This is a genomic window from Streptococcus cameli, from assembly GCF_053207365.1.
Genome location: NZ_JBRUIM010000001.1, coordinates 1,010,633 through 1,033,824 on the forward strand (window position 1 = coordinate 1,010,633; position 23,192 = coordinate 1,033,824).

General features: G+C 32.6%; 22 protein-coding genes and 1 pseudogene. All 23 read left to right on the top strand.

Features of this window, described 5'->3' with window-relative positions; genetic code table 11:
- Nucleotides 1-176: 176 nt before the first annotated feature.
- The 23 genes and pseudogenes from ACVR1I_RS05040 (at nt 177) to topA (ending at nt 23,104) form a co-directional block, all read left to right on the top strand.
- On the top strand, nt 177-3,152 hold the full coding sequence (locus ACVR1I_RS05040) for a lantibiotic dehydratase (protein WP_447442912.1): 2,976 nt from the start codon (nt 177-179) through the stop codon (nt 3,150-3,152).
- The gene (locus tag ACVR1I_RS05045; RefSeq protein WP_447442913.1) at nt 3,145-4,941 is read left to right on the top strand and encodes an ABC transporter ATP-binding protein; all 1,797 of its coding nucleotides are present in this window, start codon (nt 3,145-3,147) and stop codon (nt 4,939-4,941) included. Before ACVR1I_RS05040 ends, ACVR1I_RS05045 begins: the two co-directional genes overlap by 8 nt.
- On the top strand, nt 4,934-6,211 hold the full coding sequence (locus ACVR1I_RS05050) for a lanthionine synthetase C family protein (protein WP_447442914.1): 1,278 nt from the start codon (nt 4,934-4,936) through the stop codon (nt 6,209-6,211). The genes ACVR1I_RS05045 and ACVR1I_RS05050 overlap by 8 nt, the downstream gene beginning before the upstream one ends.
- A 1-nt stretch (nt 6,212) precedes the next feature.
- The gene (locus ACVR1I_RS05055) at nt 6,213-6,929 is read left to right on the top strand and encodes a NisI/SpaI family lantibiotic immunity lipoprotein (RefSeq protein WP_447442915.1); all 717 of its coding nucleotides are present in this window, start codon (nt 6,213-6,215) and stop codon (nt 6,927-6,929) included.
- A 197-nt stretch (nt 6,930-7,126) separates the two neighbouring features.
- A pseudogene (locus tag ACVR1I_RS05060) lies at nt 7,127-7,600 on the top strand (DNA primase); the annotation flags it as partial.
- 65 nt (nt 7,601-7,665) lie between these two features.
- Complete coding sequence (locus tag ACVR1I_RS05065; protein ID WP_447442916.1) at nt 7,666-7,956, top strand: DUF5966 family protein; 291 nt, start codon at nt 7,666-7,668, stop codon at nt 7,954-7,956.
- 239 nt (nt 7,957-8,195) lie between these two features.
- Entirely contained in the window at nt 8,196-9,059 is an 864-nt protein-coding gene (locus ACVR1I_RS05070) for a helix-turn-helix domain-containing protein (RefSeq protein WP_447442917.1), read from the top strand.
- Between the two features lie 96 nt (nt 9,060-9,155).
- Complete coding sequence (locus ACVR1I_RS05075; RefSeq protein WP_043040909.1) at nt 9,156-9,428, top strand: PqqD family protein; 273 nt, start codon at nt 9,156-9,158, stop codon at nt 9,426-9,428.
- Nucleotides 9,418-10,467 (top strand): radical SAM protein, encoded by a 1,050-nt coding sequence (locus tag ACVR1I_RS05080; RefSeq protein ID WP_447442918.1) that lies wholly within the window; start codon nt 9,418-9,420, stop codon nt 10,465-10,467. Before ACVR1I_RS05075 ends, ACVR1I_RS05080 begins: the two co-directional genes overlap by 11 nt.
- A gap of 49 nt (nt 10,468-10,516) precedes the next feature.
- Entirely contained in the window at nt 10,517-10,639 is a 123-nt protein-coding gene (locus ACVR1I_RS05085; protein ID WP_014623246.1) for an SSH motif RaS-RiPP peptide, read from the top strand.
- A 122-nt stretch (nt 10,640-10,761) separates the two neighbouring features.
- Complete coding sequence (locus tag ACVR1I_RS05090; RefSeq protein WP_014623245.1) at nt 10,762-11,781, top strand: radical SAM protein; 1,020 nt, start codon at nt 10,762-10,764, stop codon at nt 11,779-11,781.
- Nucleotides 11,765-13,279 (top strand): ATP-binding cassette domain-containing protein, encoded by a 1,515-nt coding sequence (locus ACVR1I_RS05095; protein ID WP_447442919.1) that lies wholly within the window; start codon nt 11,765-11,767, stop codon nt 13,277-13,279. Before ACVR1I_RS05090 ends, ACVR1I_RS05095 begins: the two co-directional genes overlap by 17 nt.
- 71 nt (nt 13,280-13,350) lie before the next feature.
- Nucleotides 13,351-13,734 carry an SPASM domain-containing protein gene (locus tag ACVR1I_RS05100; RefSeq protein WP_447442920.1) on the top strand — a complete coding sequence of 128 codons (384 nt, stop codon included), beginning with the start codon at nt 13,351-13,353 and terminating at the stop codon, nt 13,732-13,734.
- Nucleotides 13,721-13,981 (top strand): phosphoglycerate mutase, encoded by a 261-nt coding sequence (locus ACVR1I_RS05105; RefSeq protein ID WP_093998653.1) that lies wholly within the window; start codon nt 13,721-13,723, stop codon nt 13,979-13,981. Before ACVR1I_RS05100 ends, ACVR1I_RS05105 begins: the two co-directional genes overlap by 14 nt.
- Nucleotides 13,974-14,873: an ABC transporter ATP-binding protein gene (locus tag ACVR1I_RS05110; protein ID WP_093998652.1), complete on the top strand. Its 900-nt coding sequence runs from the start codon at nt 13,974-13,976 to the stop codon at nt 14,871-14,873. Before ACVR1I_RS05105 ends, ACVR1I_RS05110 begins: the two co-directional genes overlap by 8 nt.
- The gene (locus tag ACVR1I_RS05115) at nt 14,863-15,603 is read left to right on the top strand and encodes an ABC transporter permease (protein WP_447443015.1); all 741 of its coding nucleotides are present in this window, start codon (nt 14,863-14,865) and stop codon (nt 15,601-15,603) included. The genes ACVR1I_RS05110 and ACVR1I_RS05115 overlap by 11 nt, the downstream gene beginning before the upstream one ends.
- On the top strand, nt 15,596-16,168 hold the full coding sequence (locus tag ACVR1I_RS05120) for a hypothetical protein (RefSeq protein ID WP_447442921.1): 573 nt from the start codon (nt 15,596-15,598) through the stop codon (nt 16,166-16,168). The genes ACVR1I_RS05115 and ACVR1I_RS05120 overlap by 8 nt, the downstream gene beginning before the upstream one ends.
- Nucleotides 16,169-16,707: 539 nt before the next feature.
- Nucleotides 16,708-17,691, top strand: coding sequence for an ABC transporter substrate-binding protein (locus ACVR1I_RS05125; protein WP_447442922.1), 984 nt, complete (start codon nt 16,708-16,710; stop codon nt 17,689-17,691).
- A gap of 96 nt (nt 17,692-17,787) precedes the next feature.
- Nucleotides 17,788-18,324 carry an HD domain-containing protein gene (locus ACVR1I_RS05130; protein WP_447443016.1) on the top strand — a complete coding sequence of 179 codons (537 nt, stop codon included), beginning with the start codon at nt 17,788-17,790 and terminating at the stop codon, nt 18,322-18,324.
- A gap of 75 nt (nt 18,325-18,399) precedes the next feature.
- Nucleotides 18,400-19,248, top strand: a complete 849-nt coding sequence (gene ylqF, locus ACVR1I_RS05135) for a ribosome biogenesis GTPase YlqF (protein WP_447442923.1) — start codon at nt 18,400-18,402, stop codon at nt 19,246-19,248.
- A complete protein-coding gene (gene rnhB / locus ACVR1I_RS05140) occupies nt 19,235-20,008 on the top strand; it encodes a ribonuclease HII (RefSeq protein ID WP_447442924.1) in 774 nt (257 codons plus the stop codon). Before ylqF ends, rnhB begins: the two co-directional genes overlap by 14 nt.
- A 67-nt stretch (nt 20,009-20,075) precedes the next feature.
- Nucleotides 20,076-20,918, top strand: a complete 843-nt coding sequence (gene dprA, locus ACVR1I_RS05145) for a DNA-processing protein DprA (RefSeq protein ID WP_447442925.1) — start codon at nt 20,076-20,078, stop codon at nt 20,916-20,918.
- A 92-nt stretch (nt 20,919-21,010) separates the two neighbouring features.
- Nucleotides 21,011-23,104 (top strand): type I DNA topoisomerase, encoded by a 2,094-nt coding sequence (gene topA / locus ACVR1I_RS05150; protein ID WP_447442926.1) that lies wholly within the window; start codon nt 21,011-21,013, stop codon nt 23,102-23,104.
- The last annotated feature ends 88 nt before the right edge of the window (nt 23,105-23,192 follow it).

Here is a 23,192-nt window from a genome sequence, read left to right on the forward strand (position 1 = left end):
TTTTCAAGTAAGGTCCCTCTAAATATTAGAATACTTGCTTAGGATATTACTCTTTAGACGAGTATGTCTATTGCTAAAATAAAGGTAGTGGATAGTAGTCTACTACCTTTATTTTTATAAATTTCCAAAATAATATTTGAAGATTTATAAAAATAATTTAGAAGTTGGAGCTGCTAATGGAACATAAATATACTACAAATAATTTTTTGGTTCGTAATGCAATCATTGGAATTCATGAATTGTTGGAATGTGATTATAATTCATTTTTAGAAACTATAAGAGAGAATAAGATATTCCAGGAGCAACTATTTGTAGCCAGCAGGAGTTTATATGAATCGCTTCAAAAATATTATAGTGGTGATTCAATGAAAAGGAAAAAAATCAACCAATTATCAGAATCTGTATATAAATATTATAAGCGTAGTAAGGAGCGCTCAACACCATTTGGTTTATTTAGTGAAACTTCAATAGGTTCATTTTCTTCTACAGAGAAATTAAACTTGGATGGAAAAACATTGAAAAAAGTACTCTTGGATTCAGAGTGGTTAATACGTCTAGTTTTTAAGATTGAGAAGGAATATTCTCGAGACTTAGCCTATAAAATAAATACAGCCAACTATCAATTTGGAGATAGAGTTGTTCAATTGTTTTCTATAAATGATACTAAAATTGAAGAAGTCAACATAAAGTTCACTAAAGTTTATCAACTTATTGATGAGTTTTGTTGTGATAAATATGTATATTTTAACTGTATTATAGAAAAACTTGTTGAATCCTATGGTGAAGAGTATCGAGATATTGCAACATCATATATCATGAGTTTGATTGATAGTCATTTTCTAATTTCAAATATTAATTCAGAATTAATAATGAATTTTAAGTTTGAAGAATTCATTTCTAAAGTCAAAGAAATCGATAAGCAAAATCTTTATTATTTTAAACTAATAGCAATTAGCAACTTAATTGTTGAATATTCTGAATTGGAAATTGGGGATGGGATTGAAAAGCTTCAAGAAATCTACAAGTTAATGTCATCGTTAGTTGAAACCCCTAATTTTCTTCAAATTGATCTTTATAATGATGGTCAAATCCAATTAGGTAATGAAAATAAAACTCAGATAGTAGAATTTGCTGAGTTTCTAGTAAGTAATTCACATCATGTAAAGCGTACTTATTTAGATGATTATAAAGAAAAATTTTTAGATAAGTACGGAGTAAATAGAGAAGTTCAGTTGATGGAGTTGTTTGATTCTAATTTAGGAATTGGTTCTCCATATGGATATCAGCACCCCAAAAATGATTTCTGGGAATCTTCGCCTTCTACTGTATATTTTAGTGAAAAAGAAGAATTAGAATATCTCAATAATTTTGAAAAAGCCTTAGAAACAGGTGGAAATATTCAACTTTATAATGAAGAAGATTTTTTTAATCAAGACAAAGATAAAATCAATGTAGGATTTGAGTTGTTCTTTTATGTTAATAAAGTAGATGGTAAAAGCGTACTAAGCTTAACTAATACAGGATGTTCTAAGAACTTAGGAGCTAGCTCAGGCAGGTTTTCTATTCTATCAGATAAATTGGAACATTATCATCAAACTATCACTCAAATTGTTGAAAACAATAATCACGTATCAGGGTATAACTCTTGTGAGATAACATTTTTACCAGAGAATCTTCGTCATGCTAATGTTATGCGCACAACAAATGTCAGAGAAAAAGTATTATCACTTTTTACGAATATGGATAAGAGAAGTCAAATTTTATCTGATATATATATTGGTATTGATTCTAAGAATAGTTTTTATGCTAGAAATTTCAAAACTAAGGAACTCTTAAAATTTTATAGTACAAATATGTATAACCAAATGATGTTTAGCAATGAATTACGGTTTTTATGTGAGATAGCTCAAGAAGACCATTTCGGAATATTCCCTTGGGAGATAGTTTATCAAAAATTTTCTCATATTCCTAGAATAGTATTTAAGGAGATTATTGTTGCTCCTGAACGTTGGAGGCTTAGTGGAAGGATGTTGTCGAAGGATATTCATCAGATTATTCTTGAAAACAATCTTCCGACAAAATTTTATATTGATAACAGTGATAATCGAATATTAATTAACCGTAATAATCCACTAGATAATCAACTTTTTGAAGATATTGTAAAAAAAAGTAGTAATAAAAATGAAGAATTATGTCTATCAGAGTGTATTTTTGATTCACAGCTTGTAGAGAAGGAATCTACAACTCATATTTCTGATATAGTTGTTCCAGTATTTGCTAAGGATGAAATTATGGAACCTAGGAACATAAAAGAAATATTACCAGAGGTTATTCCGACAAATGTTAGACAGAAAATACCATTTGATGAATGGCTCTACTTTAAATTGTATATGTCGGCAGATAGGCAAGAGGAATTTCTTTCGGATATAATGCCTCAAATTTTGAAGTTAGTATATTTAGATGATGGGATGAGCTTCTATATCAGATATACTGATCCAAAATTTCATATCCGACTAAGGATAAGAACGCAGAATTTATATAAAAGTTTTGAAAAAATTCAAGAGATTTTTCAACTCTGCATACAAAACAAGTTAATATCAAATATAGATATTTCAACGTATGACAGAGAAATCGAAAGGTATGGGGGGCTAGAAAGAATTCCTTTGGTAGAAGAAATTTTTTGTCTAGATACTGAAATAGTCATCAATTCATTAAGTTTAATTCGGCAGAAAAGATTAGATTTAACCCTAGATGATTTAGCAATAATATTTAACTACTTTTATCTCAAATCATTTTTTAAAGATAACAATAAAGAAATAATACAATTTTTAGAATTTGCTTGTCCAGAGCATTTAGACAGCCAAAATAGAGATAAAAATAGGAATACTGCATTAATTGATTTGTACTTAATAAAGGGATATTTAATAAATCTTCTTCCAGAACTATCTAAACTATGTCAAAGACTTAAGAAATTATCAGACAGTTGTATTCAATTATCAAATGACTATACATATATCATTTATGATAGTATCATTCATGTACACAATAATCGCTTATTTGGTATAAAGAGAGAAAATGAGACTAAGATTTATGCTATAATTCGCGGATTGATAATCAGTGAAGAATTTAGAAATGGGCACAATCATGGATAAATTTACACTAAAAAATTTTTTTCAAACAATTTTGACAATTCCTAAAACAATAAGATTAATTTTTCGAATAGAAAGAAAATATGCTAGCTATCTAATAATTTTAAACATATTACAATCAATAATACCTTTAGCGAGCTTATTTATCTATCAAGAATTAATCAATGCTGTTTCAAAAAAAGGAAGTAACATTTTTTCAGTATTAATTGTCTATATATTAATGCAAATGATGCTATCAATACTAAGTCAGTTAAACTCAAATATAAGTGAGAAATTTAATATGAACTTGTCCTATAATCTCAATTTGAAGTTATTGAAAAAAACATCATCTCTAAATTTAATAGATTTTGAACAAGCAGATACATACAATCTCATTGAAAATATTGTACAAGATAGTACATATAAGCCGTTCCAACTTTTCAATGCTATCATTGGTGTGATTACAGGGTTTCTATCTTTATTAACAAGTATTATTTATGTGTCCACTTGGAATGTGGCAGTATCGACTTTTTTACTGATAATTCCTGTTATTTCCTTAGTAATTTTTATGCGTGTTGGCCAGCTAGAATTTTTGATTCAATGGGAGCGAGCAAATTCGGAGAGAGAAGTTTGGTACATCAATTATCTTCTTACTCATGATTTTTCATTTAAAGAGATTAAACTAAATGGTATTAGTCAATATTTCATCGATAAATATGGAACATTGAAAAGAAATTTTATGAATCAGGATTTGAATATTTCGAAAAAGAAAGTTCTTTTCAGAGGAAGTTTGGATATTTTATTGAATTTTATTAATGGTATAGCTATTTTTATGATGATACAGTCAATTCGAAGCGGTAAACTTTTAGTAGGTAATTTTGTAAGCCTTATTCAAGCAATAACTCGTGTAAATACCTACTCACAATCTATGATCCAAAATACTTATATCATTTATAACACAAGTTTATTCATGGAACAATTATTTAAATTTTTTGATATGGAAGAAAGTAATATTTCAATTCAGAATAGTAAAATCTCAACAATTGAAAAGCGCATTGACAAAATAAAAGTCAATAATCTCTCTTTTATCTATCCAGGAAGAGTCAAAAAAACTTTAGAGGATATTAATGTTGAGTTTAATAAGGGTGAACTTGTAGCAATTGTGGGGAAGAATGGTTCTGGTAAGAGTACCTTAGTAAAATTACTATCGGGATTATATCAACCCTCGGAGGGTCAAATATATTATAATAACGAATCTAGTGATGTCCTAGACTTGAGTTATTATCAAAATAATGTTTCTGTTCTTTTTCAGGACTTTGTGAAGTTTGAATTATCTGTGAGAGAAAATATTGGCCTAAGTGATGTAAACAGTATATCTGACTCCAAAATAAAGAAACATATTGATAACTTAAAATTAAATTTCTTAACCGCAGAAAACAATTTCAACCTTAATCAACGTTTAGGGACCTGGTTTAACGATAGTAGACAAATTTCAGGAGGACAATGGCAAAAAGTAGCATTGGCTAGGACTTTCTTCAAGAATGCAAGCATATACATTTTGGATGAACCAAGTTCAGCGCTTGATCCTGTTTCAGAGAAAGAAATATTTGATGAATTTGTAACTCGTTCTAAAGATAAGATTGCTTTGTTTGTGTCACATAATCTAATGGCTGCGAGTAGAGCAGATCGAATTATAGTTATGCAAGATGGACGAATTATTGATGAAGGAAAACATGACGACCTTATAAGTAAATCTAAATATTATAGGGAACTTTACTATTCAGAAAAGTACGAGGAGGAGTCTGATGGATGAAAATAAAGTTATTATTGATTTATCTGAGAAAGTATTTGCTAAATTTGATGAGCAGTTAAAAATATATGCTGAACAACCGAATTATGATTTATTGACCTTGTCTTCTGGTTTACCTGGATTGATATTATTATCTTCAGAATTGACAGGTTTAACTAGTGAAAGAAAATACTCTGTTAGAACGGGTAAATATGTTAACTTTATGGTTAAACAAATGAGAAATTATGGTGTTTTATCGGATTCTTTATTTTCAGGAGTTTCTGGAATTGGAATAAGTATACTTCATTTAGTTGAAGAACACCCAGAATATCATAACTTATTGATTAGTTTTAATGAGTACATTAAGTACTATACGTTAAGTAAGATTGAAAATATAGATATTAAGAAAATCTCTCCTACAGATTATGACATTATAGAAGGAGTATCTGGAGTATTAGTTTATCTTTTATCTCAGGAGCAAGATGAAAATGATTATATAATAAACAGAATTATCAATTTCTTATCTGAGTTTTCACTAAAAAATTCTACTTTAACAGGCTTCTATGTGGAATCAAAGAATCAAATGTCCAAGACAGAGTCTAAGCTTTATCCGTTAGGATGTCTAAATTTTGGTTTAGCACACGGCCTTGCGGGTGTTGGCGTAATGTTGTCTTATTCAAAATTAAAAGGCTATTCTAATGAAAAATCTATTGCAGCAATCAAAAAAATTATATTGTTATACGAAAAACACGAGTTAAAAAATTATATGTGGAAAGAGGGATTAAGCGATATTGAACTAAAGAAAACAGAAAAAAGCAATTTACAGTATGAATTTATTCGAGATGCGTGGTGCTACGGTAGCCCAGGAATTAGTTTACTATATCTGTATTCAAGTTTGGCTCTAGAAGATAAGAAACTAAAATCTAAAGCTTGTAACATTTTGAAAGCATCCATCAGGAGAAGTAATGGTTTGGAACAATCTATTTTATGTCACGGATTTTCTGGAGCAATTGAGATTTGTCTATTTTTTAAAAAAATTTATAAAACAACTGATTTTGATGACTGTATAAAATCTCTTAAGGAAAAGTTAATTAGTGATTTTAGAGAAGACATGACATATGGTTTTAATACTGCCGAGGAATTTGAAAATATAAAAACAAAAGATAATCTTGGTTATTTAGATGGAATAATTGGAATTCTGTTAACAATGATCGAACTAAATAACTTAAAGGTTACAACAAATTGGCAAAGGGCACTCTTATTATTTGATGATGTTATAAAGGAGGTGAAGTAGCATGAGGAAAATTTTATTTAGCTTAGTTGTTCTTTTTGGAATTTGCACTTTAGTTGCATGTAGATTGGTAGACAATAAAACAATAGAGTTTTATGATCAATCATTTAATCAATTTACATATAAAGGAAATGATTATACAATCATGAATCAAATTGTTGATGAAAATGATCTAGGTACTGTGAAGGAATCTTTTTTTAAAACATTAGTAATTGATAGAAATAGCCAGAAAGTTGTTACTAAAAGTAATAGTGATACAGTATCATTAGCATATAGTGGGCTCTATAATTTTAGTGATGGTTTAGCTATTTCTATAAATGATTCTTATTATAAGGTTTCTTTGAGTTCGGATGTGCAATCCAATAATGAAATGCTGAGCTTGGAAGAGTTCAATAATAATTCAGAAGGTGGGGAACTTGTAATTGATCCATCTGATTGTAGGATAGTTAAATTTAATAGTAATAAATTTCGTATTTCATCTGATATTGTATCTGATGATAAACTGAAAGAATTTCTAGGAGTAATAGCAGATTCAAAAACATTTATTTTGAATACGGGACAAGAAATTTCTAAATCAGAACTAAATAAAATAGATTATTCTGGTTCTAATTCTAATGGAAAAAGAGAAGTTTGGGATTACGGAGAAGTTTATTTGTTAGCAGAAGAAGGAACCATAGCTGTTGAGATTAATAATGAATTTAGAATAGCGCGCATAGAATAAATTATAGATTATCTAGGTATTACATTGCTTATATAGCAAAATATCTTATTGTTACGTATAAACAGAAACTTATTAAAATATAGTTCAGCAAGTTCAGGAGAGCTTGCTGTTTTTTACAAACATTTTTCAGGGGAACAAAAGCACCATATTTTCACTCTTATAGTGGCGAGAACTTCTCAAGCTGAATAAAAAGTGAGATGACAAGAATTGAAAAAGTGAAACAAAAGGCGATTTTAGAGGTGGCAGAAAGTCTAGGTTATTCTTTTAAACGACTATCAGGGCAAGTCTATGAACATCCAGAACATGATTCTTTTAGGATATTTGCGGATACCAATACTTTTAAATGGTTTTCACGTGACATCCAGGGAGATGTGATTGATTTCGTTCAGTTAATGACAGGAGTGTCTTTTAAAGAAGCCCTGTCTTACCTTGAAACTGGAGACTTTGAACAAGCTAAGGTAGTCGAAGAGACCTACCAACCCTTTCGTTATTATCTAAGGGAAGAACCATTTGACCAAGCACAGATATACCTGAATGACATTCGTGGTTTAAGTGACGAGACTATAAATGCTTTTGGCAGACAAGGTCTATTAGCACAGGCTCATTACCAGACAAAGACCTTTCAAGAATCAGTCCTTGTCTTTAAGAGTTACAATCATCATGGCCAACTGGATGACCTAGACAAGGGGAAGGCAGATTATTATCGTAAGCAATTAGGGTAGAAAGAGGTGTAGAGATGTTAGAACAAATCATTCAAAGTCTTTTGATTATCGCAGCGATAGGACTGATTTTGCTTGTCCTTTACCAGATTGCGAAGATGCTTGGAAGCTTATTTGTCATTGGATTAATCGGATTTTTAGCTTTTACAGAAGTCTATGGGATTTACCTCTTTTTTACAGAAAGATACCTCTATGTGGAAGATTTATCCACCAATGGAATTCTCAGCTTTACCACTTTCTATATTATTTTTAATCTTTTACTTGTCTTTGGACTTGTTAGAAAAGTTGTTAGAAGTAGGATGACATGATAAAAATAGGGTTACCTGAGTTCAGGTAGCCCTATTTTCATGAATGTATAAGCATTATAGTGACAAAGTTTTTAGTGTTAGCCAACAACGATAATAATAATTCCCTCAAAGAGTAGGAACAATAAAGGTAGTAGTTTTTGATTTTTCATGTGAAATACCTCACTTTTATTTTTTTCTATTTTATGCTAAAATGTTAAAAATCAAAAAACATTCCCATATATGCTTATTGGAGGTGTATGATGAAAAAAATTGGAGAAATTTTTAAAAAGTTTCGAGAATCTAGAGGATTACGATTAAAAGATGTCGCTAAGGCTGGTATATCAATCTCCCAGCTCTCTCGCTTTGAGAAAGGGGAGACTGATTTAACCATTTCAAAATTTATGCTCATCTTGGATGAGATTAACATGCCAATTGATGAATTTATGTATGCAGTTCATGATTTTCACCGTGATGAACTTAACGAAATCTTGTCAAAGGTACGCCATTTTGTGTCTAATCATGATATTGAGGGATTGAAAAAGTTACTTTATTCTCAAATGGAGTCAAGGACTAAGAGAGAGAAATTTCATCACATTAATACTATTTTATTAAAAATACGCTTGCAAGATTTGTCTGGCGAAGACTATTATACAGAACAAGATTTAATTGAATTAACAGACTATCTTTTTGGTGTGGAATACTGGGGTTATTATGAATTGTTGATTTTTGCAAATACTTTAGATGTCCTAAAACACGATGTTTTCATGGTCTTAGCGAGGGAAATGTCTAGACGTTCTGATTTCTATAAAGAAATTCCAAATAATAGACGATTAATCTCATCAATGTTATTAAATGGATATATCACATGTGTTGAGAGAGGAAAATTTCTGGATGCTCTGTATTTTGAAAAACAACTAAATCAATGCTTTTTCACTGAGACTGAAATTTATGAGCGATTGGTGTTTCAGTATGCACAACATCTGTATCACCATAAAAAAGAGAAGGATTGTAAAGCAATTATTGAAATGAGAAAATGTATTGGAGCAATGAAATTAGCAGGAAGTAACCACTTAGCAAAGACTTATGAAGGACATCTAGAAAAAATTTTAGCTGAAAATGACTAGTCAGCAGATATGGGAAAAATTATTGCCTGATTTAACCAAGTGATATAATTTTTATAAAATTTCGATGTTATTGACAAACAAGGAAAGATACTAACTATGGATGAAATATATTACTATTGTAGCCATCTTGCTTGGCAGATTGAACCTTCTACTAAGACTGTATTTATTTTAGACAAAAGAACAAACGAGATGACCATCATTGAAGATTCAGGTAGAGATATATGGTTGCTAATATCCAAAGAATCAACATTAAGAGATATTATTGAAAAAATTTCAATCAGTTATGAATGTGATGTTTCAGAAATTCAAGACGAAATATTAGAATTTTTTACAGAATTACTAGAAAAGGAGCTAATTTATGAAATCTGATTTCTATAAAAAAGATCTGTACACTTTGGCTTCTGAAAACAAAACTCTTTTATCTGTTACAATTGAATTAACAACTGTTTGTAATTGGAGATGTCAGCATTGTTATATTCCAACATACACAAAAAGGGGGTTGAAAAGAGAAAAACTCAATGATTTATTTCGAGAGTTACGAGAAATGGGAACCTTTGAGTTGATTTTTACGGGGGGAGAAATCTTTACTAGAAAAGATGTTATCGACATTATTAGAGATGCTAGGTCATATTTTTTCGACGTCAAGCTTTTTACTAATGTGTCACTCTTAACAGAGAGTAAAATAGAGGAGCTAGCAAAACTTAATGTATCTGAGGTTTCATGCACATTATTTTCCTTAGATGAAAAAATACATGATGGGATTACTACGGTAAAGGGGAGCCTCAAACATTCTCTTAAGAATTTAGAACTTTTGAATAAATATGGTATAAAGGTAGAAGTCAAGCAAATTTTAATGGAGAATAATAAAGATTGTGTTGATGAGGTGGCTCAATATTGTGCCAAAATGGGTTTTAAACATTTAGCTACAACAAATATTTTTGCTCAATCTGACGGTAATAAGTCGCCATTAAAATTAAGTGTTGATAATGAGTATTTGGAGAATAATATTATTCATATTGATAAAATCAGAAATTTTCATTGTTACGATAGGGATGAGTCAACTTATGTATGTAACGCGACAAGATATTCTTGTACAATTGAAGCGGATGGCACTTACTTAGCTTGTAACAATCTAAATCTTCCAATTGCTAATATTAATGAACGATCAATTAAAGAAATTTGGAAGAGGTCAGAAACTTTACATATTATTCAAAATAAAACTTTTGATACTCTAGAAAATTGCCCCCAGTGCCCGTTACAGAGTTATTGTAATAGATGCAGTGGGATTGCCTTGTTAGAGGATGGAAATCTTTGGGGTTGCTTATCATCTGAAAGAAAAGTAGCTAATGCTAGATTTCATAACAAAGAATGGTACTCAACCATACAAAAGGTTAAAAATCATTGTTAACATCCCTGGGGAGGGGTAATAATACCACAAAATTAAGGAGTATATACATATGGCTAAAAAGTTTTTAAAACCTACGCTTCGGGTAAAAAAGACAACAACATTTGTTGCCTCTAATAAAAGTGCCTTGTGTAGCGGTAGTAGCTCTCATATTGTTGTAGATGTTGATAAATAAAAATAATTGGTGGTAAAATCAAATTATTTTTATAACATTTATTGGGTTTATATGTGCATGTAGCTAAAATAATGTTACATGCACTTTTAATTAAAATTAAATAGTTGAGAGCAAAAAATATTATGAAAGATAAAATAAATAATCTTAATGATGTTATTTCTTTATATCGTCAAAAGCAAAATTTATTTTCTGTTACGATTGAACTAACTTCATTTTGTAATTGGCATTGCAAGCATTGTTATATTGGTGATTATAGTTTTAAAGGATTTGAATTAGATAATTTTAAAAAATTACTGATAGATTTGCGTAAAATGGGTACCTATGAGATAGTACTAACAGGAGGTGAAATTTTCGCCCATCCTGACTGTTTTTCGATGATAAGAATTGCTCGAGAAATGTTTTTTAATGTTATACTTTATTCTAATATTTCAATGTTAACTTCACAAAAGATAGAAGAATTATCAAAATTAAATATAGATTATATTACGTGTACAATTTTTTCTTTAAAATCTGAAATACACGATTATATTACCGGAGTTTCTGGTTCATTGAATAGAAGTCTAAAAAATTTACAGTTATTAAAACAAAAAAATATCAACGTGGAGATTAAAACTCCAATTATGAAAAGGAATAAACATTGTTTCGAAGACATATATAATTTTTGTAAAATCAACAATATAAGATATAAGGTTGATGCTCAGATTGTTCCAAATCGGATAAAAAAAGATGGGCTAGACTACTCATTATCGCTAAAGGAGCTAGTTAAAATTCAAAGTAGATTAGATAAAATTAATGGCGTACAAATTATTGAAAAAAGTGAGAATTATTTGACGTGTAAATCTCTTCGTCTTTCCCTCTATATTACATCAATAGGAGGGGTACAACCCTGTTCTCTCTACAATTATAGTATCGCTAATGTAAATTTTGATAATATAAAGGATATTTGGGATGATTTTTGTATTAGGAAGTTATCAAACTATACTTTAAAAGATAGTGACCATTGTTCAACTTGTTCATTATCTAAGTATTGTACTCAGTGTCCAGGTATTGCTTTAAGTGAAGGGAATAACTCAACTTCATGTTCCAAAATATGTCAAAAGACAGCAATAGCTAGGAGGTTAAATTATGAAGCAGTTAATTAAGCCGATTCATCTTAATATTATATTAGATGTCATATTTAGTATGTTCTCAAATATTGCACTAGCGTTAATGCCCTATTATATACAAGAGCTAATAAATGGTCATTTAACAATAGCAGTCATTGGCTATGTTTGTTGTATTTTCTTATTTATTATCTTTAATTACATTCAGATGGTGATTGAGTGGAAGCAAGCGATCACTTTCTCTAGTATTTTGAAGAATAAGTGGTTTGATGCTTTACAGAGTCTTTCTCATCAAGAGTTTAAAAAGAAGAGTATTCCAGAGTATTTATCCTACCAATCAAATGATTTAGATGCGTTGGAAAAAGATTATCTTCCCCCACTGGTTAGTTTATATAAACAGATTATTCGGATCATTATATTTTCTGTTGCCATTGGAAAAGTTGTAAATCTAAGTGTTGCAGTAATTATTTTTGTTTGTTCCTTGATTTCACTCCAGATTCCAAATATATTGGGAAAGAAAATCGCAAATAAAAGGAGTCGATACTTAAATAAGCAAGGTGAATACTATGATCAACTTGAAAATTTGTTGTCTGGACATCATTTAGTGGACGCTGAAAATGTAGCTAATATCAAGTTGGTTCAAAGGGGTTCTCTGGCTATTTTGCAAGAAAATTATTTCAAGTATGGTATGACAAAGTCATTAGGACTTGCGTTAACAGGTTTATCAATTAGGTTTACAGATATTATATTGTTTATTTATTTGGCACTTTCAATCTACAACAACAATATAACAATTGCTCAGATTGTTGCAAGTTTAAGTTATATAAATGCCTTCTCAGAGCCGCTTCAAGAAATATTGTACGATATACAAATGCTAGAGTCGGTAAAGCCAGTTAAGATGAGTTTTTTAGAAATCATTTCTCAGAAGCCAAGTGAAAAGAAACCGATAAAAAGTTTTCAAACTCTTGAATTGAAAGATATCAAGAAAGACATTGGTAGTCAAACTTTAACAATCCCTTCGATAACAGTGTCATTTGGAGAAAAAATTGTAGTGATTGGTGAGAATGGTGTAGGAAAAAGTTCGTTGCTGAATATTTTTAATGGGAGTGATGCAGATTTTTCTGGTCAAATTTTTTTGGATGGTAAACGAATTAATAGTTTAGACGGTCTGTTTGGTAAGATTCTCCAAAAAGACCACGCCTATAAGGCAAGCTATGAAGATAATATTTCCTTATTTGGGTCTTACTCAATGAAAGCTTCAACTAAAACTTTCTTTTCAAAAAATGGTGCTACTCTATCTGGTGGGGAGAAACAAATAATGTTTCTTGAACGAGAAATTAACAGGAACTCTCCGTTACTGATTATTGATGAGCCCTTTTCTGCTCTCGACAGGACTCAATTTGATAGACAATTGAAAAAAGTATTAGATTTGGATAGTACAGTAATCTTAACCATACACCAAAATGATGAGATTTTAAATAAATTTTCTCAAGTTTGGCGTATAGCTAACGGAAGTTTGGTGATAGAAAAGTCGTAAGAACGAGTACAAAACATTTCCAAACTATAATCATTTTTACCAGTTATGCTGATTATTACAATAATTTAATAATGAAATTTAGCAATCAAGGTATGAAATTTTTAACATCACCGTTTTGTCATCCATGGTCACTTGCAATTAAGAACGGAGTTGAATATAATTCACCACTTTATTGTCCAGCTCAAAAAACAGAATTTGAGATTGATATGCATGGAGATGTATATCAATGTCCTTTTTTGCATGATGAAACTCATTTAATGGGAAACTTGCTTACTAATGATTTTGAATTAGTATGGAGTTCTGGCGTAGATAGATTAAATAGAACTACTTGGTCAAATGATACCAAATGTAAGGATTGTAAACTTTTTAAAGATTGTGGTGGAGGTTGCTATGCCATGGCATTTGTTTCGAAACGAGAATATGATAAGAGGTGTATCATACATGCAAATAAGTAAAAATTGGTTTATTAGGTTTGAGCCTAATTTTCAAACAGAACAAAATACAATTTTATTCAATAAATTAAATGGAGAATTGTATGAAGTGACAGAAGTTTATTATGATTTCATTGATTCATTAAGAAGTGGAACTAATTTTCAAACGCTTCTCTTAAGAAAATATAAAACCAAAAAAGAAGATGTATTTGAGATTGAAAATACGATTTTAAAAAATCTAATATCACTAGGAGTAATTATTAATGAGTGAGGTTGGAGTTTACAACATCAAAAAAAGTTTCCATGGTAAAAACGTACTGAATATCCCCAAATTTGAAGTGGATAAAGGAGAAGTCGTATCTATAGTAGGTGCTAATGGTGCAGGTAAATCCACTTTGATAAAGATTGTCTCGGGTCTAATGTTACAAGATTCAGGTAATGTTTTTGTTTTTGGCAATAGTAATGATTCAGTAGCTGTTCATCAGGATGTCAAATTTGTTTTAGAAAGCGGTAGGGGGTACTATGAGTATTTAACTGCAAATCAAAACATTGACTATTTTTTGCACTTGAATAGAATTTCACGGAATCAGATTAAGAAGGATTTAGAGAATTTATTTGAAATACTTGACTTTAATGCCTACACCAATGTATTGGTATCCGAATTGTCACAAGGAACGAGACAAAAATTGTCTCTGATTATTGCTCTTCTCTGTAATCCAAAAGTCTTGTGTTTAGATGAGCCTACAAATGGTTTAGATATCATTGCAAAAAAACAATTTGCAAAATTATTAATGGCCCTAAGCCAAGAAAAAGGAACCATAGTTCTGATGACTACACATGACATTTATTTTGCAGAAGAGATTTCAACAAGAGTTTGCGTGATGAATAGAGGAGAAATAAAGCAAGAAGGCAGTTTCTCAGAAATTTTTGGAAAAAATAATAGGTGGACTAAATATAGAATTGGTATTTCATACTTTGAGAAAGAGTCCTTTGAAAAACAATTTCCCGAGCTATCTTATCATGTAGACAATGAGAGATTAATTGTTGAAGTGAAAGAAAGTCATATAAAAAATCATATCTTCAATAATTTTAATATTATATTTTTTGAAGAAATTGAAGAAAGTATTGAAGAAATTTTGTATGAGGTTATTAATCATGATTAAAGAAATAAGGAGGGAGTTGAAGCGACAGCTGCAAGAGATGACACAGTTTAAATTTAATTTATTTTTTGCAAATTTTGGAATCCTAATAATGGTTTCAGCTTATCTCCAATACTTTAAAGATGTACAGAGTAAGTATTTGTTATTATGTTTACTATTTACTTGGTACTTTACAAGTCATGCTATTACACATCCAACATTCTTTATTGAAGATGACCTTTATGATCGTACTCTGATAAGCATCATTCAGAGCAGTAAAAGTATTTTACATGTATTAATGGTTAAAATCATAGTTCAAATATTGGTAGATTTTGTCAAAGCAATTCCTATCTTTATTGTTTTATCCATGATTAATCATATTAATTTTCCAGATGATTTTTTTAAATTAGTTGGGAGTATCGCTGCATGTATGCTAACTATTATTTGCATGTATGGCTTTGGTTTTTGCTTATCCAGTCTCTGTTTTATTTTTAATCGTACATCTAGTATCACATCATTAATTTCTTATTTTATGCTATATTTTACTGGTATACTAGCCCCACTAGGTGGTCTATTTGGAATAATAGGTAAATTCTTCCCCTATTATGCTTTGAGAAATTTTATTATCTCTCCATCATATCAGAATGTATTTTTTATAATTATTTATGGTGCTTTATATTGGTTAGTTGGAACTTTTCTATTTATTGCTTTATTAAAAATAGCTAAGAAAAGAGGTAGTCTCTTCCATGTTTGAATTGAGAAGATATTTTAATTATAAAGCTCGATATCTGTTTGGTAGTATTTGTGAAGTCATATACTCTTTAATTTTTATTACAGGTATCATTATTATTTTTGATAGTGATAAACCAATAAACTTAATTAATTTTTTTATTTATTATTCGATGACTAATATAATCTTACTTGCGAATGAAGAGTTAGAATACGAAATTCGAACAGATCAATATGCAAATATTAGCACAACAAAACGTACACCAATGATGATTTATATCACCCGTTCATTAACCTATTTTATCTGGTCAACATTCATATTTTCAATTTCAATTTTATTATCTTACCCATTTTTTTATAAGAAATTCACTATTCCTTCTTTAGATATGGTCGGTCTGATAGTAATTACAGCACTTAATTGTATTTCATTTTTGGTGATTTATGTCTTGACAATTAAGTTAACTGAACGTTTTAAAAGAATCTCGGTCATATTAAATTTATTTAATACTATTATGTTATTTTATTCAGGCCTAGTATTTCCAACTTCATTTGCTAGCTATGCAGATTTGTTGGATATTTTTCTGAATTAGACTCGAGATTTAGTTGATATGCTCAAAGTATATCATTTCAGCATACGAAGGTTGTAGGGCTACATGAGGTAGTCCTTTTTTCTTGTGATAACTTTTTCAAGTCCATCTTGTTATGATAGTGCTATCTTATAAAAAAGGAGATAGCACTAGTGATGTTAAATAATAGAGTCCAATACAGTAAAAGTCCGATTTCTCGGACTTTTTTTATAAAAGAGATTGACAGTTGCATAAAATTACGGTATACTGTTTAAAAATAACACAAAGGAGGTTCGTATGGTAACTCATAACACGATCCAAATGAACGCAGTTTCTTATTACTATAGCTTCTTTAGATAGTGTTTGTAGACATAGAAATATGGATACAAACACATTTCAAACAATGTTTGTATCTATGGGGCTATGTTCTTTGCGTTGACTGTCCACATAGACGATGAAATCTAAGTGGACCTACCATACGAACTGGAATCTGATTCCTTTTACTGTACAGTAAGACCATTTAGAGATAAATGGTCTTATTTTTATACATTAAGGAGAAAATCATGTTAAAAAAACCATTGAAAAAAACACTTTTACTTGCTACCACATTGGTCTTGGGAAGCTTAATTCTTATGGCCTGTCAATCAGAAACGAAATCAGAATCTGATTCTGATTCTGATGCTGTTTCTGTCGGTATTCTTCAATATGCTGAACACCAAGCTTTAACAGCATCACGAGAAGGTTTTTTAGAAGCACTTTCATATGCAGGCTATGTTGAAGGGAAAAATTTAACGGTAAACTACAAAAATGCCCAAGGCGACCAAAGTCAGTTGCAAACCATGTCCGAGCAGTTAGCAGGTGAAAATACACTTAATCTTGCGATTGCAACCGCTGCTGCCCAATCCTTATTGACTGCAGATAGCCAAACGTCATCTTTGTTTACAGCCGTTTATGATCCTGAAGCAGCTCAATTGGTGGACAGTTTGGACAAGCCAGGTGGAAACATGACAGGTGCTAGCAATGCCAGTTCAGTTGAAGCCCGTTTGGATTTAATTTTAAAAGTTGTTCCTGGTGCTAAGAAAATCGGAATTTTCTATGCTTCTAGTGAGATAAATGCGGAAGTTCAAGCTAAGGAAGCAGAAAAGATTTTGAAAGAAAAAGGACTAGAAGCTGTTGTTAAAACCATTTCCAATACAAATGATGTCCAAACGAATTTGGAAAGTCTAGCAGGTCAGGTAGATGCTATTTACATCCCAACAGATAATCTAGTTGCCTCTGCTGCACAAACAGTTGGTTCTGTTCTGAAGGAGAAAAAAGTGCCTGCTGTGGCCAGTGATAATGGAATGAATGCCGCCGCTTTAATTTCTTACGGTGTTGATTACCATGAATTAGGGCGTCAAACTGGTGAAATGGCTCTTAAAATTTTAAAAGGAGCAAAACCAGCTGATTTAGCAGTTGAGCAACCGAAAAAATTATCGTTACAAGTTAATGAAGAAATGGCAGAAGCACTTGGTTTTTCAGTGGAAGAATTAGAAAATCTAAAGTAAGTGAGTTTTTAAAAAGATGTTTGAATTCTGCTTTGATTAGGGATATACTTGAGAAAAAGGAGGTTTGAACTTATAGCCTAGAAAATTATTAGAGATATTAAATTAAAAGATACTACGAGGCGTTGCTATATGCGTAAAGGTAGGCATGAAAGTGTTGCAGAACATAGTTGGATGATGATCTTGATGGCTTTCTTTTTAACAGAGGAAATTTCAGATTTAGACATGAACAACGTGATTCAGATGTGTTTGATTCATGATTTAGGAGAAGCTTTTATAGGGGATATTCCGACTTTTGATAAAAATGAAGAAGATGAAAAATTAGAAGAAAATCATTTACAGGCTTGGCTAAGTCAGCTCCCAAATTCTCTTCGACGCAAAATGCAAGATTTGTATGCTGAAATGAATCAGAGAGAAACAGCAGAAGCAAAATTGTATAAGGCCTTGGATGGACTAGAAGCCTTGATTCAACATAATATTTCTGATTTATCAACTTGGATTCCCAACGAATTTGAATTAAATTTGACCTATGCTCATGATAAAGTGGCTTTTTCTCCTTACTTGCAAAGTTTACGTGAGGAAATTCGAAAAGATATTGTCGAAAAAATTTTAACTGAAACTCTGGCTATTCTCTAACTGTTTAGAGTCACTCTTCAAAAAATTCTTTCATTTCATGTTATAATAGACATAAGAAAGAAAAAGGATGAGAAAATGGCTACTATACAATGGTTTCCAGGGCACATGTCCAAAGCTCGGAGACAGGTACAAGAAAATATCAAACACGTGGATTTTGTCACGATTTTAGTGGATGCTCGTCTGCCCTTATCGAGTCAAAATCCCATGTTGACAAAAATCGTTGGGGACAAACCAAAGTTATTGATTTTAAACAAGGCGGATTTGGCAGACCCAGTCCTTCTCAAAGAGTGGAAACAGTATTTTGAAGCCCAAGGTATTAAAACCCTCCGAATCAATTCCAAGGAACAATCGACTGTCAAAAAAGTAACAGATGCTGCTAAACAGTTAATGGCAGATAAGATTGTTCGCTTGCGGGAACGTGGTATTCAAAAAGAAACACTGCGGACCATGATTATTGGGATTCCCAATGCTGGAAAATCAACGCTGATGAACCGGTTGGCTGGTAAGAAAATTGCCGTCGTCGGCAACAAGCCTGGTGTCACAAAGGGACAACAATGGCTGAAGTCCAACAAGGATTTGGAAATATTAGATACGCCAGGTATCTTGTGGCCGAAATTCGAAGATGAGGTCGTTGGTCTGAAATTGGCCTTAACAGGAGCCATCAAAGACCAGTTATTGCCGATGGATGAGGTCACTATCTTTGGATTAAATTATTTCAAAGAATACTACCCTGAACGCCTGAAGGAGCGGTTTAGGGGCATTGATTTGGAAGCGGAAGCTCCTGAAATCATTATGGATTTAACTAGAAAACTTGGTTTTCGCGATGACTATGATCGCTTTTACAATCTTTTTGTCAAAGAAGTACGTGATGGCAAACTAGGCTTATATACACTAGATCGGGTAGCAATTGATGGCAACGATTAAACAAATTAAAGAAGCGTTAGCCTTGCTGACAGATTTAGAGGACAAGGCTTGGGCACGCTTTGAAGAAGACAGTAGAAGTGGTGTTCAAACCGCCATCAATCAACGCCGCAAAGCTATTCAAGCTGAACAGGATGAAGAATGCCGTTTGGAGAAGATGTTGTCTTATGAAAAAGATCTTTATGTAAAAGGGTATGAATTGATTGCTGGAATTGATGAAGTTGGTCGTGGTCCTCTGGCTGGTCCTGTTGTGGCTGCGGCAGTTATTCTTCCCAAGAATTGCAGAATCAAAGGATTAAATGATTCAAAAAAAATTCCTAAATCCAAGCACCAAACTATTTATCAAGCGGTTCTAAATCAGGCCCTTGCAGTCGGTATCGGTGTCATGGACAATAATGTTATCGATAAGGTTAATATCTATGAAGCGACTAAATTGGCTATGGAAGAGGCTCTGAGACAGTTGTCTATTCAACCACAAACTTTGTTGATTGATGCCATGACATTAGAAAGAGTAAAGTTGCCACAACAATCCATCATCAAAGGTGATGCCAATAGTCTATCTATTGCAGCGGCTTCTATCGTCGCAAAGGTAACTAGGGACAAGATGATGGCAGCATATGACCAAACCTATCCTGGCTACGGATTTGCCCAAAATGCTGGTTATGGTACCGCTAGTCACCTAAAAGGTTTGGAACAATTTGGTGTTACTCCAATCCACCGAAGAAGTTTTGAACCCATTAAGTCATTACTTGTAAAAAAATAAATTTTTACTATTTAAAGCCGTCTGGATTTTCCAGGCGGTTTTTCGAATGTATAGGTGGAGGAACTATATGAACAATTTTGAACTATTTAAATTAAAAAAAGCTGGCTTAACCAATCTTCAACTAAACCGTGTGATTCAGTACCAAAAAGAAACCGGTAAATCGTTGAGTGTTCGTAATATTGCGGTCGTCTCTGAAATCAGCAAGCCCAGTCAATTTTTAGAAGCTTATAAACAATTGGATAGTAAGTCCTGTCGAGAAGAGTTTAACCGCTATCCCTCTTTTTCTATTTTAGATAGGATTTATCCAGAAAGTTTAAAACAAATCTACAATCCCCCAGTCCTCCTGTTTTACCAAGGAAATCTGGAATTGTTAGAACTACCCAAGTTAGCAGTTGTGGGGACTAGAAATGCCAGTACAAACGGTACGAAATCGATTCAAAAACTCATCAAAGAATTGGGCAATCATTTCAACATTGTGAGTGGATTAGCGCGAGGGATTGATACTGCAGCCCATATTGCAAGTCTAAAAAATGGCGGTAAAACCATTGCCATTATCGGCACTGGATTGGATCAGTATTATCCCAAAGAGAATAAAGAATTACAAGATTATATCGCAAAACACCACTTGTTGTTAACAGAATATGCAGCTGGAGAGCCACCTCGTAAATTTCATTTCCCTGAGCGTAACCGAATAATTGCTGGCTTGTCTCGTGCCGTTCTGGTTGCAGAAGCTAAAATGCGTTCTGGTAGTTTGATTACCTGTGAACGAGCTTTGGAAGAAGGACGAGATATTTTTGCTGTACCAGGCTCGATTTTAGATGGAAAATCAGACGGCTGCCATCATTTGATAAAAGAAGGTGCAACCTGCGTCACATCAGGCTTTGATATCCTTTCGGAATACCAAAACTAAAGCTGTTTTTCCTATAAGAAAAAGAAATTTCTTGACACACTTAAAAAAATAGTATATTCTTTTTGAAGCTAAGAAACAAAAAGGGTGTCAGAATGGTAACAAAAACAACAAGTAAGAAAAAGACAGCGACTAAGAAAAATTTGGTCATTGTCGAATCGCCAGCAAAAGCTAAAACTATTGAAAAATACCTTGGAAAAAATTACAAAGTAGTGGCTTCAGTTGGTCACATTCGGGATTTAAAAAAATCCAGCATGTCCATTGATTTTGAGAATAACTACGAGCCACAATATATCAATATTCGTGGTAAGGGTGATTTGATCAATTCATTGAAAAAAGAAGCAAAGAATGCAAAAAAAGTTTATTTGGCAAGTGACCCGGATAGAGAAGGAGAAGCTATTTCTTGGCATCTAGCTCATATCTTGAATCTAGACGAAGCCGATGAAAACCGTGTTGTTTTTAATGAAATCACCAAAGATGCCGTCAAAAATGCCTTTAAAGAACCACGCACCATTGACCAATCTTTAGTAGACGCTCAGCAAGCTCGTCGTGTTTTGGACAGGATTGTTGGTTATTCCATTTCTCCTATTCTCTGGAAAAAAGTTAAGAAAGGCTTATCTGCTGGTCGGGTTCAATCAGTTGCTCTTAAGCTCATCATTGACCGCGAAAATGAAATCAATCAATTCCAACCTGAAGAGTACTGGAGCATTGATGCAACCTTTAAAAAAGGTACAAAGAAATTCCAAGCTAACTTTTATGGTGTAGATGGTAAAAAGTTAAAACTGGAAAATAATGACCAGGTTAAAGAAGTGTTGGACCGCTTAAAAGGTGATGATTTTACCGTGCAACAAGTTGAACGCAAGGAACGAAAGCGCAATGCACCACTTCCATATACCACATCTACGATGCAGATGGATGCGGCCAATAAAATCAATTTCCGTACCCGTAAGACCATGATGGTCGCCCAACAATTGTATGAGGGTGTTAGTCTTGGTACTGGTGGCACACAAGGTTTGATTACCTATATGCGTACCGATTCGACTCGTATCAGCCCTGTTGCTCAAGGTCAAGCAGCAGCATTTATCACAGAGCGATTTGGAAGTAACTATTCCAAACATGGAAGCCGTGTTAAAAATGCTGGTGGTGCCCAAGATGCCCACGAAGCGATTCGACCATCAAATGTTCAGTATACGCCTGAATCAATCGCTAAGTACTTGGACAAGGACCAATTAAAACTCTACACCTTGATTTGGAACCGCTTTGTGGCTAGTCAGATGACGGCTGCTATCTTTGATACCATGAACGTTCGTCTAGCGCAAAATGGTGTTGTCTTCTCTGCCAATGGTAGCCAAACCAAATTTGATGGATACATGGCAGTCTATAATGATGCTGACAAGAGCAAGATGTTGCCAGATATGGAAGAGGGAGATACGGTTCAACGGACCCTCACCAAACCAGAACAGCACTTTACACAACCGCCTGCACGTTATTCTGAAGCGACCCTGATTAAAACTTTAGAAGAAAATGGTGTCGGTCGGCCATCAACTTATGCACCAACCATTGAAACCATTCAAAAGCGCTATTATGTGAAGTTGGCGGCCAAACGTTTTGAACCGACAGAGCTCGGAGAAGTTGTCAATAAATTGATTGTTGAATTCTTCCCAGACATTGTTAATGTTGCCTTCACGGCTGACATGGAACAGAGATTAGATGATGTTGAAATTGGGAAAGCCCAATGGCAAAAAGTCATTGATAGTTTCTATCAACCCTTTAAAGTTGAATTGGCAAAGGCTGAAACTGAAATGGAAAAAATCCAAATTAAGGATGAGCCAGCAGGATTTGACTGTGAGGTTTGTGGTCATGAGATGGTTATAAAACTTGGTAAATTTGGTAAATTCTATGCTTGTAGCAACTTCCCGGATTGCCGCAATACTAAGCAAATCGTTAAATCAATTGGTGTGCAATGCCCAGTATGCCAAGAGGGGAATGTGATTGAGCGTAAAAGCAAACGCAATCGTATTTTCTACGGTTGTGACCGCTATCCGGCTTGTGAATTCACTTCATGGGATAAACCGGTTGGGCGTTCTTGTCCAAAATGTGATCATTACCTCGTCGAAAAGAAAGTGCGTGGCGGTGGCAAACAAGTTGTTTGTCCAAATGGTGACTACGAAGAAGAAAAAGTGAAATAAAACCACTAAGTTTGCATATCTAATGTTATGCAAACTTTTTTCTTTTTCCTATCATTACATTTTCAAATCAAAATATGGTATAGTTATA

Coding starts and splice junctions, on each gene's coding strand:
- ACVR1I_RS05055 (WP_447442915.1), top strand. CDS start 6,213: ATGAGGAAAATTTTATTTAGCTTAGTTGTTCTTTTTGGAATTTGCACT.
- ACVR1I_RS05120 (WP_447442921.1), top strand. CDS start 15,596: ATGTTTGAATTGAGAAGATATTTTAATTATAAAGCTCGATATCTGTTT.
- ACVR1I_RS05070 (WP_447442917.1), top strand. CDS start 8,196: ATGAAAAAAATTGGAGAAATTTTTAAAAAGTTTCGAGAATCTAGAGGA.
- topA (WP_447442926.1), top strand. CDS start 21,011: ATGGTAACAAAAACAACAAGTAAGAAAAAGACAGCGACTAAGAAAAAT.
- ACVR1I_RS05085 (WP_014623246.1), top strand. CDS start 10,517: ATGGCTAAAAAGTTTTTAAAACCTACGCTTCGGGTAAAAAAGACAACA.
- ACVR1I_RS05045 (WP_447442913.1), top strand. CDS start 3,145: ATGGATAAATTTACACTAAAAAATTTTTTTCAAACAATTTTGACAATT.
- ACVR1I_RS05090 (WP_014623245.1), top strand. CDS start 10,762: ATGAAAGATAAAATAAATAATCTTAATGATGTTATTTCTTTATATCGT.
- ACVR1I_RS05075 (WP_043040909.1), top strand. CDS start 9,156: ATGGATGAAATATATTACTATTGTAGCCATCTTGCTTGGCAGATTGAA.
- ylqF (WP_447442923.1), top strand. CDS start 18,400: ATGGCTACTATACAATGGTTTCCAGGGCACATGTCCAAAGCTCGGAGA.
- ACVR1I_RS05050 (WP_447442914.1), top strand. CDS start 4,934: ATGGATGAAAATAAAGTTATTATTGATTTATCTGAGAAAGTATTTGCT.
- dprA (WP_447442925.1), top strand. CDS start 20,076: ATGAACAATTTTGAACTATTTAAATTAAAAAAAGCTGGCTTAACCAAT.
- ACVR1I_RS05105 (WP_093998653.1), top strand. CDS start 13,721: ATGCAAATAAGTAAAAATTGGTTTATTAGGTTTGAGCCTAATTTTCAA.
- ACVR1I_RS05080 (WP_447442918.1), top strand. CDS start 9,418: ATGAAATCTGATTTCTATAAAAAAGATCTGTACACTTTGGCTTCTGAA.
- ACVR1I_RS05040 (WP_447442912.1), top strand. CDS start 177: ATGGAACATAAATATACTACAAATAATTTTTTGGTTCGTAATGCAATC.
- ACVR1I_RS05095 (WP_447442919.1), top strand. CDS start 11,765: ATGAAGCAGTTAATTAAGCCGATTCATCTTAATATTATATTAGATGTC.
- ACVR1I_RS05065 (WP_447442916.1), top strand. CDS start 7,666: ATGTTAGAACAAATCATTCAAAGTCTTTTGATTATCGCAGCGATAGGA.
- ACVR1I_RS05125 (WP_447442922.1), top strand. CDS start 16,708: ATGTTAAAAAAACCATTGAAAAAAACACTTTTACTTGCTACCACATTG.
- rnhB (WP_447442924.1), top strand. CDS start 19,235: ATGGCAACGATTAAACAAATTAAAGAAGCGTTAGCCTTGCTGACAGAT.
- ACVR1I_RS05100 (WP_447442920.1), top strand. CDS start 13,351: ATGAAATTTAGCAATCAAGGTATGAAATTTTTAACATCACCGTTTTGT.
- ACVR1I_RS05110 (WP_093998652.1), top strand. CDS start 13,974: ATGAGTGAGGTTGGAGTTTACAACATCAAAAAAAGTTTCCATGGTAAA.